Origin of the sequence: Achromobacter seleniivolatilans (assembly GCF_030864005.1) — a bacterium.
GTDB lineage: Bacteria > Pseudomonadota > Gammaproteobacteria > Burkholderiales > Burkholderiaceae_B > Achromobacter > Achromobacter seleniivolatilans.
The window spans coordinates 3,441,219-3,460,066 of the sequence record NZ_CP132976.1; the positions used below are offsets into that span (position 1 = coordinate 3,441,219).

At 62.8% G+C, this 18,848-nt stretch carries 16 protein-coding genes; 6 read left to right on the forward strand and 10 right to left on the reverse strand.

Going from position 1 to position 18,848, the window contains the following annotated elements:
• Positions 1-2 precede the first annotated feature (2 nt).
• Together RAS12_RS15505 and RAS12_RS15510 are read left to right on the forward strand one after the other, a co-directional pair.
• Positions 3-2,156 carry a phosphocholine-specific phospholipase C gene (locus RAS12_RS15505; protein WP_306935597.1) on the forward strand — a complete coding sequence of 718 codons (2,154 nt, stop codon included), beginning with the start codon at positions 3-5 and terminating at the stop codon, positions 2,154-2,156.
• Positions 2,153-2,557, forward strand: a complete 405-nt coding sequence (locus RAS12_RS15510) for an ASCH domain-containing protein (protein ID WP_306935599.1) — start codon at positions 2,153-2,155, stop codon at positions 2,555-2,557. The genes RAS12_RS15505 and RAS12_RS15510 overlap by 4 nt, the downstream gene beginning before the upstream one ends.
• A gap of 57 nt (positions 2,558-2,614) precedes the next feature.
• Here the strand turns inward: RAS12_RS15510 and RAS12_RS15515 are convergent, their stop codons facing one another.
• From RAS12_RS15515 to RAS12_RS15545, 7 genes are all read right to left on the reverse strand, one after another.
• On the reverse strand, positions 2,615-3,376 hold the full coding sequence (locus RAS12_RS15515; protein ID WP_306935601.1) for an ABC transporter ATP-binding protein: 762 nt from the start codon (positions 3,374-3,376) through the stop codon (positions 2,615-2,617).
• Complete coding sequence (locus RAS12_RS15520; protein WP_306935603.1) at positions 3,376-5,211, reverse strand: branched-chain amino acid ABC transporter ATP-binding protein/permease; 1,836 nt, start codon at positions 5,209-5,211, stop codon at positions 3,376-3,378. Before RAS12_RS15520 ends, RAS12_RS15515 begins: the two co-directional genes overlap by 1 nt.
• A 5-nt stretch (positions 5,212-5,216) precedes the next feature.
• Positions 5,217-6,254: a branched-chain amino acid ABC transporter permease gene (locus tag RAS12_RS15525; RefSeq protein ID WP_306935605.1), complete on the reverse strand. Its 1,038-nt coding sequence runs from the start codon at positions 6,252-6,254 to the stop codon at positions 5,217-5,219.
• Positions 6,255-6,400: 146 nt separating this feature from the next.
• Positions 6,401-7,564, reverse strand: a complete 1,164-nt coding sequence (locus RAS12_RS15530) for an ABC transporter substrate-binding protein (protein WP_306935606.1) — start codon at positions 7,562-7,564, stop codon at positions 6,401-6,403.
• Between the two features lie 241 nt (positions 7,565-7,805).
• Positions 7,806-8,363, reverse strand: coding sequence for a biotin transporter BioY (locus tag RAS12_RS15535; protein WP_306935608.1), 558 nt, complete (start codon positions 8,361-8,363; stop codon positions 7,806-7,808).
• Between the two features lie 39 nt (positions 8,364-8,402).
• Positions 8,403-8,999: an energy-coupling factor transporter transmembrane component T family protein gene (locus tag RAS12_RS15540; protein ID WP_306935609.1), complete on the reverse strand. Its 597-nt coding sequence runs from the start codon at positions 8,997-8,999 to the stop codon at positions 8,403-8,405.
• Complete coding sequence (locus RAS12_RS15545; RefSeq protein WP_306935611.1) at positions 8,996-9,673, reverse strand: energy-coupling factor ABC transporter ATP-binding protein; 678 nt, start codon at positions 9,671-9,673, stop codon at positions 8,996-8,998. Before RAS12_RS15545 ends, RAS12_RS15540 begins: the two co-directional genes overlap by 4 nt.
• A 52-nt stretch (positions 9,674-9,725) precedes the next feature.
• Between RAS12_RS15545 and msrB the strand changes: the two genes are divergently transcribed.
• The 4 genes from msrB (at position 9,726) to RAS12_RS15565 (ending at position 11,833) form a co-directional block, all read left to right on the forward strand.
• On the forward strand, positions 9,726-10,124 hold the full coding sequence (gene msrB / locus RAS12_RS15550) for a peptide-methionine (R)-S-oxide reductase MsrB (RefSeq protein ID WP_306935613.1): 399 nt from the start codon (positions 9,726-9,728) through the stop codon (positions 10,122-10,124).
• A complete protein-coding gene (locus tag RAS12_RS15555; protein WP_306935615.1) occupies positions 10,125-10,700 on the forward strand; it encodes a septation protein A in 576 nt (191 codons plus the stop codon).
• 69 nt (positions 10,701-10,769) lie between these two features.
• Entirely contained in the window at positions 10,770-11,039 is a 270-nt protein-coding gene (locus RAS12_RS15560) for a BolA family protein (protein ID WP_306935617.1), read from the forward strand.
• A 17-nt stretch (positions 11,040-11,056) separates the two neighbouring features.
• Positions 11,057-11,833 carry a peptidylprolyl isomerase gene (locus RAS12_RS15565; protein ID WP_306935618.1) on the forward strand — a complete coding sequence of 259 codons (777 nt, stop codon included), beginning with the start codon at positions 11,057-11,059 and terminating at the stop codon, positions 11,831-11,833.
• Between the two features lie 149 nt (positions 11,834-11,982).
• Here the strand turns inward: RAS12_RS15565 and ligA are convergent, their stop codons facing one another.
• The 3 genes from ligA to smc are packed head-to-tail and all read right to left on the reverse strand — an operon-like array spanning position 11,983 to position 18,741.
• The gene (ligA, locus tag RAS12_RS15570; RefSeq protein ID WP_306935620.1) at positions 11,983-14,085 is read right to left on the reverse strand and encodes an NAD-dependent DNA ligase LigA; all 2,103 of its coding nucleotides are present in this window, start codon (positions 14,083-14,085) and stop codon (positions 11,983-11,985) included.
• Complete coding sequence (locus tag RAS12_RS15575) at positions 14,085-15,161, reverse strand: cell division protein ZipA C-terminal FtsZ-binding domain-containing protein (protein ID WP_306935622.1); 1,077 nt, start codon at positions 15,159-15,161, stop codon at positions 14,085-14,087. Before RAS12_RS15575 ends, ligA begins: the two co-directional genes overlap by 1 nt.
• Positions 15,162-15,207: 46 nt before the next feature.
• Complete coding sequence (gene smc, locus RAS12_RS15580) at positions 15,208-18,741, reverse strand: chromosome segregation protein SMC (protein WP_306935624.1); 3,534 nt, start codon at positions 18,739-18,741, stop codon at positions 15,208-15,210.
• Between the last annotated feature and the right edge of the window lie 107 nt (positions 18,742-18,848).

An 18,848-nucleotide genomic window follows, 5' to 3' on the forward strand; every position in this document is an offset into this window, starting at 1 on the left:
CCATGCACACAAGACGCGATTTCCTGCGCAACAGCGCAACCCTGGCAGGCGCCGGCAGCGCGCTGGCGCTGCTGCCAGCGTCCATCCGCCGCGCGTTGGCCATCCCGGCCAACAACCGAACGGGCACGATCCGCGATGTTGAGCACATTGTCATTTTCATGCAGGAAAATCGCGCGTTCGATCACTACTTCGGCGGACTGGCTGGCGTGCGTGGATTTGGCGATCGCTTCCCTATCCCCGTTCCTGATAGCCCAGACGCGCGTCACCGCACTGTCTGGGCGCAGTACAACGACAGGCCGGACGAAGGCGGCCCGCGCACGGTATTGCCCTATCACCTGGACACGCGCCAGGCCTACGAAACGATGCGGGTCGCAAGTACGCCGCACACCTGGTCCAACGCCCAGGACGCGTGGGATGCTGGCCGCATGGGCCGCTGGCCGGCCGCCAAGAAAAACCATTCGATGTCGTACTTCACCGACGCCGACATGCCTTTCCAGTACGCCATGGCGCGCGCCTTTACGATCTGCGACGCCTACCACTGTTCATTCACTGGCGGCACCAACACGAACCGCCTGTTCCTGTGGACTGGCACCAACGACGGGGCAGGAACCGGCAACGGCCCAGCGCTGGGCAACGTCTACAACAAGCTGAAAGGCGGGGACCCGGCAGGCGCCTACACCTGGACCACCTATCCCGAACGGCTGGAGCAAGCTGGCATCAGCTGGCGCATTTATCAGAACATGGCGGACAACTATTCGCTGAACCCCACCGCCGGGTTCAAGGCGTACCGCGATGCTTTCCACGCTGTGCCTGGTTCCATGACTGCGCTAAAGGAAAAGGCGCTCACGACGCGCGACCTGGATCTGCTGCGCCAAGATGTACTGGACGGCACGCTGCCGCAGGTGTCCTGGATCTGCGCCACCAAGGCTGGCTCGGAACACCCCAGTCCGTCCAGCCCGGCACAGGGCGCCGACTACACGGCCCGCGTACTGGACGCGTTGACGGCCAACCCTGATGTCTGGAGCAAAACCGTCCTGCTGCTGATGTTTGATGAGAACGACGGATTCTTTGACCACATGCCGCCGCCCGCACCGCCTTCGCGAGATGCGTCCGGCGACCTGGCCGGCGCGTCCACGGTCGACACGCGGGGCGAATATCACGAGATCATCACAGGGGTGGAAAAAGACGACACGCCTGCGCATCTGCATGGCGTCTATGGTCTGGGTCCACGCGTGCCCATGTATGTCCTGTCGCCCTGGACCAAGGGCGGCTGGGTGAACTCGCAAGTGTTTGACCACACCTCGGTGCTGCGTTTTGTGGAACAACGCTTCGGGGTGACTGAACCCAATATTTCGCCTTGGCGCCGGGCAGTCTGCGGCGATCTGATGTCGATATTCGATTTCGCCACGCCGAACAACGACGATCTCTTGCGCGGCCTGCCTGCTACCGCAGCACGGGCTGCACAGGCGGCTGCGCTGCCTGGCACCGTCACACCGCCCGCGCCCGCCAAGCCTGCTCTTGCCCGCCAACAACGCGGCATACGGCCTTCGCGTGCGCTGCCCTATGCACTGCAAGCCCATGCGCACGAGAACGAAGCCAGCGTCACGCTGCGCTTCGAGAACACAGGCGCGGCGGCGGCCGTGCTGCATGTGTATGACCGCCTGCATCTGGAACACGGGCCGCGGCGTTATACCGTTACCCCTGGCAGTCATCTTGAAGGGGTGTGGCAAACGCAGGACGTCGATGGGCGGTATGACTTATGGGTGCTGGGTCCGAACGGCTTTCACCGCCACTGCGCGGGCCGCATTCGGCAGGCATCGCGGTCTGCCCTTGACCTGACTGCAACCTACGCATCGGCCGGCGCGCGATTGCTTGTGGCGGTGCGTAATCCCAGCGAGCAAACCCGCCGTTACCGCATTACCGCCAACGCTTACGACTACCCGCGCGCAGCCGACGCCCTGTTGGCGCCAGGCGAGACCGCCAATCTATCCTGGAACATGTCGGGCAGCGCGGGCTGGTACGATATTTCACTGCGCGATCAGGATGATCCCGCGTTCCTGCGACGGTTGGCGGGACGCATTGAAACCGGTGCGCCTTCAACATCCGACCCCGCGATGGGGCAAGCGCTGATACTCCAATGGATACCCCAACCGTGAAGCCCCCCGCCCCCTACGAAGACGCCGTGACATTCCAGTTCGGAGACTCGCCCGAACTGGCCGACGCCTTGCTGGCGCTGGTTTTGGCCGGCACGAAGACAGCCACCTGCGGCGCCTTGCACCACTTCAATGATCAAGAACCCGTGCCTGCCGTGGGCCGCCGCGACGTCGTGCTGGACGGACAGGGCCGGCCTGCCTGCGTCATCGAAACCACCAGCGTGCTGATCCAGCGTTTTGATCAGGTGGATGAGGCCTTTGCACTGGCGGAAGGCGAAGGCCCCTACGACGTCTGGCGAGCCGAACACATTGCGTATTTTGATCGCAACGGCGGCTATACCCCCGACATGATGCTGGTGTGCGAACGCTTCCGCGTCGCCGAAGTCTTTGATCGAAACTCGTAATGAAAAACGCCGGGCACTTTGCAGTGCCCGGCGTTCTTGAAAGCAAAGCGCAGCCGGTCAGGCCTGCTCCGCGCCCTTGCCCAAACCCAGATAGCTTTCGATGACCTTGGGGTCGCCAGCCAGCTCGCGTGCCGGACCGTGCAAAATGACTTCGCCGGTTTCCAGCACATAACCGTAGTCGGCCACTTGCAGCGCCGCGCGGGCATTTTGTTCGACCAGCAAGATCGCCACGCCGGTCTCGCGCAGACGCGCGATGATGTGGAAGATCTCGCGCACAATCCGCGGCGCCAGGCCCAGGCTGGGCTCATCCAGCATCAGCAAGGTAGGCTTGGCCATCAGCGCGCGGCCGACGGCAAGCATTTGCCGTTCACCGCCGGACAAGGTGCCAGCGTGTTGCGCACGCCGCTCACGCAGACGCGGGAACAGATCGAACACTTCGTTCAGGGTATCGCGCCAGCCGCTTTCACGGGCACGATAGCGGCGAAAGCCTCCCAGCAGCAGGTTATCTTCCACGGACATCGTGCCGAAGAGTTCGCGTCGTTCCGGCACCAGCGACATGCCGGCCGCCACGCGGCGCTCGACCTGCCAGCTGGACACATCGGTGCCCGCATATTGCACATTGCCGGCCGCATGGCCGGTTTGCGGCAGCGAACCCATCACGGCGTTCAGCATGGTGGACTTGCCCGCGCCATTCGCGCCGATCACGGTCACGATACTGCCAGCGGGGACGGTCAGCGTGGCACCCACCAATGCGCCGACCTTGCCATAGCGGGCCGACAGATTGGTGACTTCAAGTACGGGGGGTTGCGTCGCGCTCATCACACACCTCCTGCCGACACGGGCTTGGCCTGATCCGCTTCGGGCAGGTCGTCGTCGATGCCGCCCAGATAGGCTTCCAGCACCGCCGGGTTCTTTTGCACGTCGGCCGGCACACCTTCGGCCAGCTTGGTGCCGAAATCCATCACCACGAGGTGGTTGGTCAGGCGCATCACAAAATCCATATCGTGTTCGACAAGCAGAATGCTCATGCCTTCCGCGCGCAGTTGTTCCAGCACGCGTGCCAGATCCTGCTTTTCCTTGTAGCGCAGGCCAGCGGCCGGCTCATCCAGCAGCAGCAACACAGGATCGGCGGCAAGCGCCCGCGCGATTTCCAGAATACGTTGCTGGCCCAGCGCCAGGTTGCCCGCCTGTTCATACAGGTATTCGCCCAGGCCCACACGTTTGACCTGCTCGGCGGCCTCGTGCAGCAACTGCGCTTCACGCGCGCGGTCAGCGTGCAACGCCCCCGCCCAAACGCCCACATCAGAGCGCAAGTGCGCACCCAAAGCCACGTTTTCCAGCACGGACATTCCAGGCAGCAATTGCACGTGCTGGAAGGTACGGCCCACACCCAGCTTGGCGATTTCACGCGCCGAACGGTTGTCGATGCGCTGGTCCATGAACGTGACCTTGCCACGCGTGACCGGCAGCACGCCGCTGATCAGGTTGAAGGTCGTGCTTTTGCCCGCGCCGTTCGGGCCGATCAGGCCCATGATTTCGCCCGAGCGCACTTTGAAGGTGATGTCATTCACGGCCACCAGACCGCCGAATTCCTTGCGGATCGCATCCACTTCCAACACCACCTGACCCGGCTGCGGACGCTGGCGCGTTGGCAAGGCCGGCGCCGGTGCGGGAGGCGCCAGATTGCGGCGCGAACCATCAGCGCCCGTGATGCTGCCCCACCAGCCCGACAGGATCGGCCACAGGCCGTTGCGGGCATATTGCAGCATCAGGATCAACAGCACGCCGAAGACGATCATCTCGAAGTTGGCGTTCGTGTCCAGCAGCTTGGGCAACAGGTTTTGCAGTTGATCCTTCAGCACCAGGATCACGCTGGAGCCCAGCAAGGCGCCCCACACGTAACCCGCGCCGCCGACCACCGCCATGAACAGGTATTCAATACCGTAGTTCAAGCCGAAGGGGCTGGGGCTGACGGCGCGCTGCATGTGGGCGTACAACCAGCCCGAAATGCAAGCCAGCAACGCGGCCCAGACAAAGATCACGACCTTGTATGCAGCGGTGTTCACGCCCATGGATTCAGCCATGCCGGCGCCGCTTTTCAGCGCGCGGATAGCGCGGCCAGGACGCGAGTTCAGCAGGTTTCGGGTCGCCCACAGCGCCAACAATACGAATACCCAGATCAGGTAATAGATGTGGCGGCCGCTGGCCAGCGAGATGCCGAAGATGCTGAGGGGTTCGATGCCGGCAATGCCGTCATGCTTGCCCAGCATGTCGATATTGCCGAACAGGAAATACAGCGACAGGCTCCAGGCAATCGTGCCCAAGGGCAAATAGTGGCCCGACAGGCGCAACGTGATCGCGCCAAGCAGATAAGCCACAACGGCGGTGATGATCAGGCCGACAGGCAACGCCAGCCAGGGCGATACGTCGTACTGCGTGGTCAGAAAAGCGGTGGTATATGCGCCCAGGCCGACGAACGCCGCCTGGCCGAATGACGTCAAGCCACCCACGCCAGTCAGCAGCACCAGCCCCAGCACAACCAAGCTGGCCAGACCGATGTAATTGAGTTGCGTCACCCAGAATTCCGGCGTGACCGGCACTAATGGCAGGCCCGCCAGGACGACGATGAATACGGCAAGCAAAATGCGGTTCATGACGTTTATTCCTCTTCGTCCACGTGATGGGTGCTGAACGAACGCCAGACCAGAACCGGGATAATCAGGGTAAAGACAATCACTTCCTTATAGGCGCTGGCCCAGAAGGACGAGAAGGATTCCAGCACGCCAACCAGCAGCGAACCCGCCGCGGCGATGGGGTAGCTGGCCAGGCCGCCGATAATGGCGCCCACAAAGCCCTTCAAGCCGATCAGGAAACCCGTGTCGTAGTAGACGGTGGTGATGGGCGCAATCAGCATGCCGGACATGGCGCCGATACCCACGGCCAGCGTGAACGTCAAGCTGCCCGACATGGTCGTGCTGATGCCCACCAGACGCGCGCCGCGGCGGTTGACGGCGGTGGCGCGCAATGCGCGGCCATACAGCGTCTTGCCGAAGAACAACCACAAGGCCACGATCAGCAGCGCGCAGGTCGCCACCACAAACAGGCTTTGCGCGGACCAGACCATGAAGCCCAGATCCACCTGGCCGCTGACGAACGCCGGCGTGCGCCAGCCTTCCGCGCCAAAAAACACCAGTGCCAGCCCCATCAGCGCAAAGTGCACGGCCACGGAAACGATCAGCAGGACCAGCACGGTGGCTTCGGCCAGCGGCTGATAGACGATGCGATAGACCATCGGACCCATCGGAATCACCAGCAACAACGTCAGCAGCATGTTCAGCCACAGCGAGTTGTCGGGTGCGGTGTAGCTCTTGGTCAGCCAGAACAGCGCCAGCGGCAACACAACACAGGTGACTAGCGTCTTGGGAAGGCCGGCGGCGCTGCGATTGCGCACGGCGCGCAACAGCTCAAGCACCAGGCATACGGCGCCCAAGAGCGGCAGCAGATAGGCAGTGCCAGGCACCTTGCCATCCACCAGCATGGCCAAGGTCAGGGCGCCAAACGCCACGAACTCACCTTGGGGAATGAAAATGACGCGCGTAACGGCGAAAACCAGCACCAGAGCCATACCCAGAAGGGCATAGATAGCACCGTTGACGACACCGTCTTGCAGCAGGATCAGCGCAATTGAGGAATCCATCTAACAACTACCTTGTGATTTCTTGCTGATACGACACACCGGCCGGCTAGGCCGGTGCGAAGCATTGCTCGGGTGCCGCAAGGCGGTCGCCAGAAACTGGCGCCGCCCCGCGCGGTGCACCCGTGGATCGGGCAATCCGGGGGGAATTACAGACCGGGCTGATAAACCCACTTGCCGCCTTCGACCTTGACGATGACGCGCGAACGCTCGTCAAAGCCAGCGTGGTCGGTAGGCGACATGTTGAACACGCCTTGCGACGCGGCCAGATCCTTCACGCCTTCCAGCGCATCGCGCATGGCGGCGCGGAATTCCGGCGTGCCGGGCTTGGCGCCCGTCTTCAGCGCCACGGGCAAAGCTGCAACCACCAATTGACCGGCATCCCACATGTGGCCGCCGAACGTGTTGGTGGAACCCGCGCCGTTGGCTTTTTCGTACGTTTCCACGTAGGCCAGCGCCGACTTCTTGACCGGGTTGCTGTCAGGCAGTTGCGCCGCGACCAGCAGAGGACCGGCCGGCAGGTACATGCCGTCGCAATCCTTGCCGCACACACGCAGCACGTCGTTGTTGGCGGCGCCGTGGGTTTGGTAGATGGTGCCGCCGTAGTTGCGGGCCTTCAGTTCCTTTTGCGGCAGTGCCGACGGGGTGCCCGCGCCAGCGATCAAGATGGCGTCCGGCTTTGCGCCGACCAGCTTCAAGACCTGGCCCGTCACGCTGGTGTCGGTGCGGCTGTATTTTTCGATAGCGACGATTTCAATGCCCTTGGCCTTGGCGGCCTTTTGCATCACGTCCAGCCAACCGTCGCCGTAGGCGTCGGCAAAGCCGATGAAGCCCAGGGTCTTGACCTTGGACTTGGCCATGGCGTCAGCCAGGGCGCCGGCCATCAGCGCGTCGTTCTGCGGGGTCTTGAAAACCCAGCGGCGCTTGTCGTCCACGGGTTCCACGATCTTGGCGCTTGCCGCCACGCTGATCATCGGCACCTTGGCTTCGGCAGCCACGTCCACCATGGCCAGCGAACCCGGCGTCACGGACGTGCCGATCAGCACATCGACCTTGTCGTCAGAGGCCAGCTTGCGCGAGTTCTTGACGGCTTGCGTCGTGTCGGTGGCGTCATCCAGAACGATCCATTCGATCTTCTGGCCGGCCACTTCTTTAGGGAGCAACGCCACGGTATTACGCTCGGGGATACCCAGCGATGCGGCGGGGCCGGTGCTGGACACCGTCACGCCCACCTTGACCTGTGCGCTCGCCAGGAGCGGCAGAGTCAGGGCTACGGCGGCAGCGGCCGCGGACAAGCCGAAGTGCTTGCGCATATTTTTTGTCTCCTGTGGTGGCTCTTATGTGCCTCGAGCGAGGCGAAGCGAGCCTAGTTAAAGTTATACAGAAAAAAATATTATATGGTTAAAACAGTATCAAATGACGTCGCGCAAATACGGTAAATCCCTGATGTGCTACGGAAACCCTGGTTTAGCAAACGCATTCGTTAATGGCGAACTTGTACTAGAAAAACTTTCGGTACGTCAGTAGGGGGATTCCCTCGGACCAGGGCGGCAATTACCGTCCCAGCATCGGCCAAACGCGCTCCACACGCGACGCGACCCAGGCGGCCAGCACCGCCTTGACCAAGTCGCCGGGCAAAAACACCGCTACTGCCATCGCCGCTTTGGAAAACCCCATCTTGGTCACCGTGGCCAGCCAAGGCACGCCAAAGGCATACACGACGACAATACCGCCCACGATGCACGCGGCCAGATACCCCGCCACCCGGGTCCAGGCGCCGGTCGCGCGGCCCGCCAACAGCCGTGCCAGCCAACCCGTGACAAAGGCTCCCACCACCAGTCCCACCAGGAATCCGCCCGTCGGACCGACGAACGCGCCCAGCCCGCCACGGCCGCCCGGCAATACCGGCAGTCCAATTGCTGCCAGAGCCAGATACAGCAGGCAGGCAAGCGCGCCCCGCACTGGCCCCAACATCGCGCCGGCCAGCATGGCGCCCAGCGTCTGCAACGTGATCGGCACAGGGATGCCCGGCAATGGAATCGGCGGCATCAGGCTCAGGACGACAATCAACGCCGCGAAGAGCGCAATCAATACGGTATTGTTGGATTTCACGGTTTTCCCCTACACGGATTAAGACTGGGCGCGCCGCCGTCAGGGGCTGCGCGCGTCGATGGCTTCGGCGACTTCCTGCGCCCGCTTCAAGGTCAGCACGATCAGGGGCACGATCAAAGCGATGGGATTGGCGCCCAATCCGCGCGCCGCCTGCGCTTCACGGATTTCCTGAAAATTGCGCCAGATCTCAGGCACGAAGCGCAAGGCCAATGCCAACGCCAGCGCCACCTTGCCCGCATCCACCAGGCCGAGCCGTTCAAACGGCATCAGTGCGCGCTCGCAGACATCGATCAGGTCTGACGTGCGGGTCGCCAGCGTGACGGCCAGCGCCAGCCCTACCATCGCCCCAATACGCAGCAATACCGCCAGCGCCTCGATCCAACCCTGAAACCAGCCCGTGAACAGCCCCACCGCCAGCAGCACCCAGAAGAGTCCCCGCAGTTGGCGCCAGACGGCACCCGCGGCGACGCCCGTCGACCAGACCAGCAGCGCCGCCACGGCAAACGCCAGGGCCAGCAAGCTCGGATCATGCAACAGGAACAGCCCCGCACCCGCCGCCATCAAAGCCAGCAGCTTCAGCCAGGCGGGCACCCGGTGCAACGGGGTATGTCCCGCGACGTAGAGCGGCTCAATCATGCGCAATGCTCCCGATACCAGCGCAGCGCGGCTGCCGGGTTGTCGTCGGCCGCAATCATGCCGTCGCGCACGACCAATACACGGTCGAAATCTTCCAGCAGCTCCAGGTCGTGGCTGACCACGATGGCGTCATGGGCCAGCCCGGCAATCGACGCACGCACGCGGTTGCGGTTGCGTAAATCCAGCTGGGTCGTCGGTTCGTCAAAGACGATCAAGGCAGGCTCCATGACCAGCACGGCAGCCAGCGCCACTAATTGCCGTTCACCGCCCGACAGCGTGTGGCTCGTCCGGTCGGCCAGGTGGCCCACGCCCAAACTGCCCAGTTGAGCCTCAATGCGGGTTTCGCGCTGCGCTTTATTCGGTTCCAGATGCTTCAGCCCAAACGCCAGGTCTTCGCGCACGATGGGAAAGACAATCTGGTTTTCGGGGTTCTGGAACACGAAGCCAACACGCCGACGCACGGCCTTCAGATCCTGCCGGGTATCCAGCCCGTCCACCCGCACACTCCCCGACGAGGGCAGCACCAATCCGTTGATCAAGCGCGCCAGCGTGCTCTTGCCGGCGCCATTGGGGCCGACGATGCCGATGCGGCGTTCGGCCAGGGTTACGCTCACCCCGCGCAACACTTCCGCCTGGGGCGTGGACACTACCGCCTGGTCAAACTCGATTAACATGGGGCGGGATTATGCCCGAACCATTTCGGGCATCGGGACTCCAAGAGCTCATATGGAAAAAGTACGTAAAACCGACGCCGAATGGCGCGCCCAGCTTTCCCCGGAAGAATACGTGGTCACCCGTGAAAAGGGTACCGAACGCGCGTTCACCGGGCGTTATTGGAATACGACTACGCCCGGCATCTACCGCTGCGTGGGCTGTGGCACCGCTTTGTTCGCATCCGACACCAAATTCGACGCCGGCTGCGGCTGGCCCAGCTACTTCCAGGCGCTGGACCCGGAATTGGTGCGCGAAGAGCGCGACGTGACCCACGGCATGGTGCGCACCGAAGTGCTGTGCAATGTCTGTGACTCGCACCTGGGCCACGTCTTCCCGGACGGCCCCGAACCCACAGGCCTGCGCTACTGCATCAATTCCCTGTCGATGACGTTTGAACCCATAGAAGACTGAATGAAGAAGTTTCTGTTCGACCTGTTTCCGCTGTTCCTGTTCTTCATTGCCTACCGGTACACGGACATCTACATTGCCACGGGCGTCGCGATGGCGGCGGCTGTGCTGCAAATTGTGTGGCTGAAAGCGACGGGACGCGCCACCGAGGCCATGCACTGGATCAACCTGACGGTCATCCTGGTGTTCGGCGGCGCCACCATCTGGCTGCACAGCGATGTCTTCATCAAGTGGAAGCCCACCGTGCTGTACTGGATGTTCGGCGGCGCGCTGGTGTTTGCCCGCCTGCTGTTCGGCCGCAACCTGATCCGCCGCCTGATGGAAAAGCAGGTTCAGCTGCCGGATACGGCTTGGGACAAGCTGAATATGGTGTGGGCGGCATTCTTCCTGATTGCTGGCGCGCTGAATCTGTATGTGGCGTTTTCCGGGCATTTCACCGAGTCGCAGTGGGTCAGCTTCAAGGCATTTGGCCTGATGGGCCTGATGGTGGTTTTTGTGATCGGTCAGTCTTTTTGGCTGGGCAAACACATCCAGACCGAAGAAAATAGCAGCTCTGGCACCCCGCCTGGGCAGCCCTGATCCGCCAGATGGCGTTTATCGGCGCGCTTGCCTTCCCCGCGGGCGCGCTGGAACTTTTACTTTGCCGCCATGTCAGACACCACCGATCGCATTACCCTGATCCGGGAGCGGCTAGCCGCCCTGGAACCCGTCAAACTGGACATTCTGGACGACTCGCATTTGCATGCCGGCCACGAAGGCAGTAAAAACGGCGCCGGCCATTATCGCGTGCACATTGTGGCGCCCTGTTTCGCAGGGCTCTCCGCCGTGGCGCGACATAGGCTGGTGTATCATCATTTGCAAGATTTGATCCCCTATCCGATTCATGCGCTTGCGCTAGATGCCCAGGCACCCAAATAGAAAGTAAAAGGATATTCATGAAACGCATCGTCATGCTGGCTGCGGCCTGCGTCATCGCTGTGCCTGCTTTTGCGCAGAATGTGGCTACCGTTAACGGCAAGGCCATCCCGCAAAAGAATCTGGATCAATTCGTCAAGCTGCTGGTCAGCCAAGGCGCGACCGATTCGCCGCAACTGCGCGAACAGGTCAAGCAAGAAATGATCAACCGCCAGATCTTTGTTCAAGCCGCTGAATCCACCGGCATCGCCAAGCAGGCCGACGTTCAAACTGAAGTTGAACTGGCCCGCCAAGGCATCCTGGTCCGCGCCCTGATGGCCGATTACCTGGCCAAGCACCCGGTTTCGGATGCCAAGGTCACGGCGGAATACGACAAGATCAAGAAGGAACAAGCCGGCAAGATGGAATACAAGGTCCGTCACATCCTCGTCGAAGACGAGAAGACGGCCAATGACCTGCTGGCCCAGATCAAGAGCAACAAGAACAAGTTCGACGATCTGGCCAAGAAGAACTCGAAGGACCCCGGCAGCGCCGAAAAGGGTGGCGATCTGGGTTGGGCTCCTCCGACCAACTACGTACAGCCGTTCGCGCAAGCCGTGACGCAGTTGAAGAAGGGGCAACTGGTCGACAAGCCGGTCCAGACTCAATTCGGCTGGCACATCATCCAGGTTGACGACACCCGCCCGGTGGAATTCCCGCCGCTGGATCAAGTGCGTCCGCAACTGGAAGAAATGCTGCGCCAGCAAACCCTGGCCGACTACCAGAAAGAACTGCGCGAAAAGGCCAAGATTCAGTAAGCCTGCGCCAGACCAGAAACTGCCCGCCAATCGCGGGCAGTTTTTTTTCGTCTGTGCGCGGCGTTCTTACTGCTCGGCCTGCGATAGCGCGAAAAAAAAGGTTGCGCGCCTAAGGCGTGCAACCTTTTATCTTGCGGGCCGCAGCAGGCTCAGGACATGCCCAGCAATGCCTTCAGCGCGTCCTCATCCAGCACGGTCACGCCCAGCTCCTGCGCCTTGGTCAGCTTGCTGCCGGCCTCTTCGCCTGCGACCAGATAAGCGGTCTTCTTGGACACAGAGCCGCTGACCTTGCCGCCTGCCGCCTGGATGTGCATGGAAGCCTCTTCCCGCGTCCAGTTGGGCAAGGTGCCGGTCAGCACGAAGGTCTTGCCGGCCAGCGTGGTGCCTTGCGGGACGGCTTCAGCCACCGGATTGACGCCTTGCGCCTTGAGCTGCTCGATCACATCGCGATTGTGCTGTTCGGCAAAAAAACGGCGTATCGATGCCGCAACCACCGGGCCCACATCGGGCACCGACGACAAGGCATCCTCGTCTGCGTCCATGATCGCGTCAATGCTGCCGAAGTGGCGAGCAACGTCGCGCGCGGTCGTCTCGCCCACGTGACGGATGCCCAATGCAAACAGCAATCGACCCAAGCCCGGAGACCGCGCCTTTTCAATCGCAGCCACCAGATTATCGGCAGACTTCTGGCCCATGCGGTCCAAACCCACCAATTCCAGCGGACGCAGGCTATACAGGTCGGCCAACGACTTGACGCGGCCGCTGTCGACCAACTGGTCCACCAGCTTTTCGCCCAGGCCTTCAATATCAAGCGCCTTGCGGCTGGCGGCGTGCCATAAGGTCTGCTTGCGCTGTGCGCCGCAGAACAAGCCGCCTGTGCAACGCGCGATGGTTTCGTCTTCCAGGCGTTCGATGGCGGAGCCGCAGACCGGGCAGGCAGTCGGCATCACGAACTCACGAGCATCGTCCGGGCGTTTTTCCAGCACCGGGGCCAGCACTTCCGGAATCACGTCGCCAGCGCGCCGCACAATGACCGTATCGCCGACGCGCACATCCTTGCGGCGAATCTCGTCTTCGTTGTGCAGCGTGGCGTTGGTAACGGTGACGCCGCCCACAAATACCGGTTTCAGGCGCGCCACCGGCGTGATGGCGCCGGTGCGGCCCACCTGCACCTCGATATCCAGCAAAGTCGTGGTGGCTTCTTCGGCGGCAAATTTATGCGCCAGCGCAAAACGCGGCGCCCGCGCCACAAATCCCAGCACCTTTTGGGCCGGCAGCGAATCTACCTTGTAGACCACACCGTCGATGTCGTAGGGCAGTGTTGCGCGCAAAGCGCCAACCTTGGCGTAAAACGCCATCAGGCCCTCGGCGCCGGTTGCCCGATGGTTGTGCATCAGATTCACCGGCAGGCCCAATTCGTGCAGCCAGGCCAACATGGCGCCATGCGATTTCTGCGGCAGCTCAGACGCCTCGGCGGCGCCCGCCGACGCTTCGTCAAACAAACCGCTTTGCGTGCCAGGCAGGCCCTGCACCTCGCCCCAGCCATAGGCAAAGAAGCGCAACGGCCGCTTGGCGGTGATGCGCGGGTCCAGCTGGCGCAGGCTGCCGGCAGCGGCATTGCGCGGATTGACGAACACCTTCTCGTCCCGCTTGGCCTGAGCCACGTTCAGCTTTTCGAAGTCGGCGCGATTCATCAGCACCTCTCCGCGCACTTCCAGCACCTTGGGCGCAGCGCCCTTGAGCTGCAACGGAATGGCCTTGATGGTGCGAATATTGGACGTGACGTCCTCGCCAGTCTGGCCATCGCCCCGGGTGGCCGCCTGCACCAGACGGCCGTCCTCGTAGCGCAAGCTGATCGCCAGGCCGTCGAGCTTCAATTCACAGAAATAATCGGCTTGCTGCGCCGGACCCAGCAGGCCCGCGCCGCGCAGCGTGTCAGTGACGCGGCGGTCAAATGCCACCACTTCTTCTTCGTCGAATGCATTATTCAACGACAGCATGGGCACCACATGACGCACGCTGCCAAAAGCGGACACGGGAGCGGCACCCACGCGTTGCGTGGGCGACTCCGGGGTCACGAGTTCGGGATGCTCGGCCTCCAGGGCTTCGAGCTCGCGCATCAGCCCGTCGTACTCGGCGTCCGAGACAGACGGTTCGTCGTAGACGTAGTAGCGGACGTTGTGCTGTTCAAGTTCGGCGCGCAAGCGCGCTGCGGCCTGGGCCGCATTTTCACCCGCAGACGCGCTGCTCATTAAGCAAACACCCTTTGAGCGCGCTCGCTACCGGCGGGCAGACCCGCTTGTTCAAGCTGGCCGAACAGCACTTGCAGGCGTTCGTCGATGACCGATTCCGAACCATCAGCAAGCGGCTTGCCCTGATCGTCAACCAATTCGGCGCGCAGACGAGCAGCCAAGTCACGGCCCACATCCACCATGCGGCCAAAAGCGCGGCTGTCAGCCGGGCTGCAAGGCACATCCAACAACAGGTACAGGCGTTCGATCCCGCCCATGCCAGCGTCAAAGGCAGCGCCATCAGCGCGTGCCAGCGTGAAACGCGCCACGCCGTTCTCGGCAGGCCAGGCCAGACGATTGCCGTCGGCCACAAAACCCGTATCCCGGGCCACGGACAGAACCTCGGCGGCGGGTTGGGCTGCGCCCAGCATCAGGGTCAGGCCAACTTGGGTATCCAAGGCCGCGCAGGTGTCATCCAGGCGCGCGCCCTGCTCCAGCACGGCTTGCTGATCCGGCCCTTCAATGGTGGCGTCAAAACGTTCAGCCATATCCTGGGCGCGGGCCCAGGCTTGCGACCATTCGATCGCGGTCAGCGGACCGCTGCGATTGGCCAGCAACACGGCCAATTGCATGGAAGCATAGGTTTCGCCGGCATGGACGCGCGCACGATGACGACGCTTGTCGGTCTCGGCAAACACGCGCATGGGCTTGCGGCCGACGTGACGCAGGCTTTGCATGTAAGGCAGCAAATCCGAGCCGCGCACCGGTTCGGCAAAGTTGATTTCGATGACGACTTCGCAGGCGGGATCGGGCTCTTCGGCGTCGTCGGCGTCACTGCCCGCATCCACCGGAGCCGGCTGGCCAGACTGCGCAAGCGGCGCGTCGCCACCCATACCGGGCTCGCGCCGGGACACCGCTGCAGCGGCGGCCGGGACGCTGGCAGACGCCCCCGCTCCCAGCAGCGGGTCCTGCTCGGAGGCCGGGAAATGGCTTTGCATCTTGCGCCGGACACGCCGGTCCTGCCACCAGTTGAATCCCAACACCAGCAGTATCAGCAAGACGCCCAGGGCTATCAGCCCGATCTGCAAATCACTCATGTGTAAATCCCGCGCCAGGAGGGCGGCGCCTTTCTAAATATGGGGTTTATGCCGCTTCGGAGGCCATCATTTGCACGGCCGAATCAATATCTACCGCAACGATACGCGAAACCCCTTGCTCTTGCATGGTTACACCGATCAGCTGCTTGGCCATCTGCATAGCGATCTTGTTATGCGAGATGAACAAGAACTGCGTCTGCTCGCTCATGCTGGCAACAAGATTCGCGTAACGCTCCGTATTGGCGTCGTCCAGCGGCGCATCCACTTCGTCCAGCAAGCAGAACGGCGCGGGGTTCAATTTGAATAGCGCGAACACCAGCGCGGTTGCCGTCAGCGCTTTTTCTCCGCCCGACAGCAGGTGGATGGTGCTGTTGCGTTTGCCGGGCGGCTGCGCCATCACCTGCACGCCAGCATCCAGGATTTCTTCGCCGGTCATGCTGAGTTTGGCCTCGCCCCCGCCAAACAATTTGGGGAAGAGTTCGCCAAAGTGACCATTCACGACGTTGAACGTCTCTTGCAACAGTTCGCGAGTTTCGCGATCGATTTTGCGAATGGCGTCTTCCAGGGTCTCGATGGCGGTCATCAAGTCCTGGTTTTGCGCATCCAGAAAGCCTTTGCGTTCGCGCGAGGTGTTCAGTTCATCCAGCGCCGCCAGGTTGACCGAACCCAAGGATTCGATCTGACGCGAAATGCGGCCCACTTCTTGCTGCAGCCAGCTGGCGCGACGCCATTCTTCTGGCTGGTTCGACAGGAATTGGGCTAGCGCCTCGCGGTCGACTTCGCGCGCGTTCAGTTGTTCCGTGAATTGCTCTTCGGCCAGACGCGCCGCCTGTTCCTGCAACTGCAATTCCATGATGCGGGCACGGCGCGGTTCCAGCGTCTGCTCTTGGGTCTGCCGGTCTTCGTCGGCGCCGCGCAGCAAAGCGGACAGGTTTTCCATTTCCTGGCGCGCGCGAGACAGCGCTTCTTCGCGTTCAGCGCGCGTTTCCAGCGCATCCTGCAGGCCAGCCTGCGACGCCGAAGCGTCCAGCTCGACCAGATCGCCCATCAATTGCTCGAGTTCAACCGCACCCCGTTGGCTCTGGTCAGCGGCCAATTGCTGGTTGCGCTGCAGATCGGTAATGCGGACCTGAATAGCGCGTTCGGCAAACTCGGCCTCTTGGGCGGCGCGCTCCAACTCACGCAAGCGGGTGCGGGCGGCCTCCGCCTGGGCGGCCAGTGTTTCGCCATCGATCTCGGCGTCGGCGAACTTGGATTGATGTTCGGCCAGCTCCTCGTCCAGGGTCTCGAAGCGGGCTTCGGCCTCTTCGCGAGTCGCGCGCAAGTCTTCTTCGTGAACCTTGATTTCTTCCAGGTCCTGGCGCAGACGGGACGCCCGTTCGCCGGACTGCTCGGCCTGCTGTTGCAGCTTTGAATGTTCCAGCTGGATGTCGTGCACCCGGCGGGTAACCTCGGCCACACGGGTACGGGCCGGGGTGATCGCTTGCGAAACCTGCTGCCAGGCAGCCTCGGCGCGGGCAACGGCGGCGCGCGCCTGATCAGCGATCAGTTGCTGGGCCTTGATCTCGCGTTGCAGGTTTTCGATTTCCTGCTGACGGGCCAACAGGCCGGCCTGTTCCGAGTCGGGCGCGTAGAAACGGACACTATGCGCGTCGATCAGATGCCCGGCCTTGACCACGCAGGCGCTGCCCGCGGGCAAGGTGGCACGCATGGCCAGCGCCTGGGTCACGTCGGTGGAGGTGTAAACACCCGCCAGCCATTCGTTCAACAACGTGCGCAGATCGGGGTCAGTAATGCGCAGCAGGCTGGTCAGCGGCGTCAGCCCGGCAGGTGCGGGCGGCGTCGGCGCCGCCACTGGCAACTGATAGAACGCCAAGCGGGCGGGCGGCGCGTCCTCGGCAAAGGCGCGGGCCCAGTCCAGGTTGCGCACCTCCATCGAGGCCATGCGTTCGCGCAGCGCGGATTCCAGCGCGGTTTCCCAGCCCGGTTCAACATGCAGCTTTTGCCACAGGCGCGACAGCCCGGTCAGCTCATGCTTGGCCAGCCAGGGTTCCAGCGCGCCCTGCTTTTGCACGTCTTCCTGCAACTTCACCAGCGCGGAAAGACGGGCTTCCAGGCGCGCCAGATTCTGGGCATCGGTCTGGGCGGCGGCCTGGGCGCGGCTGCGCTCGGCATCGGCTTCCGGCACCCGGCCTTCCAGCGCGGCCAGTTCTTCCTGGGCGGCTTCCAACTGATCTTCGCCCGCCACGCGGTCGCCAGCCAACTGCTCCAGGCGCACCGGGTCGGGGCTATGCAATTCGCGCAGTTCCTGCTGCAAGCGCTCGCGGCGCTGCTCCAGGGTCTGCATTTGGCGGTCGGCGTCACGCTGCGTCTGGGCAACCAGCGCCAGATTCTGCTCGACGCGAGCCAGGGCTGCGCGCATTTCGTCACGGCCAGACGCGGCTTCGCGTACTCGCTGCTCGACTGAAGGCAGGCCCGCCTGCGCATCTTCCGCCGTGGCGCGCGCTTCTTCAGTGCGGGCGGCGGCAGTGGCCAGATCGTCTTCGGCCTGGGCAATTTGTTCGGTGCAGTGCTCGCGCTGGCTGGTCCACTCGGCGATCTGCTGCTGGAGCTGGTCGCGGCGGGACTGCAGGCGGTTGCGGGAGTCCACCACGTGGCGGATTTCGGCTTCCAGGCGGCTGACCTGGGCATTGGCTTCGTACAGCGCGCCCTGGGCGGTGTGCACCGCATCGCTTGCGGCGTAATGGGCCTGACGGCGGGATTCCAGCGCGGCTTCTCCGGCCCGCAGGCCGGCAATGGCGGCTTCCAGCTCGTTCTGAGCCACGGCCATTTCCTGGGTCTTCTTGGCGCGCTCTTCGCGGGCGCCAGTTTCCTTCAGGAACCACAGCGCATGCTGCTTCTTTTCGCCGTCGGCCTGCAACTCGCGGTAGCGCGTCGCCACTTCGGCCTGCGCTTCCAGTTTTTCCAGCTGGCTGTTCAATTCACGCAGAATGTCTTCAACGCGGGTCAGGTTCTCGCGCGTGTCGGACAAGCGGTTTTCGGTTTCGCGGCGGCGCTCTTTGTAGCGCGACACGCCAGCGGCTTCTTCCAGGAACACCCGCAATTCTTCGGGGCGCGCCTCGATCAGGCGGTTGATCATGCCCTGCCCGATGATGGCGTACCCACGCGCGCCCAGGCCGGTGCCCAGGAAAATGTCGTGGATGTCGCGGCGGCGAACCTGCTGGTTATTGACGAAATAACTGCTGGTGCCGTCCCGGGTCAGAACCCGGCGCACCGCGATTTCGGCGTAGGTGCTCCATTGGCCGGCCGCACGCCCTTCGCTGTTGTCGAACACCATTTCCACCGAAGCCCGCGCGGCGGGCTTACGGTTGCCGGAGCCATTGAAAATGACGTCCTGCATGGATTCGCCGCGCAATTCGGAGGCTTTGGCCTCGCCCAGCACCCAGCGCACCGCATCGATGATGTTCGATTTGCCGCAGCCATTGGGACCCACCACGCCGACCAGCTGGCTGGGCACGGGGATCACGGTGGGGTCAACGAAGGACTTGAAGCCGGCGAGTTTTAGCTGAGTGAGACGCACAGTACGATGACGACGGGGTGGGTTGAACGAAAGGCGTTAACGGACCTGCCGCACAGATTGCAAACCGGCCCATCAAGGGCCGGCTCACATATGGGTCGTATGATACC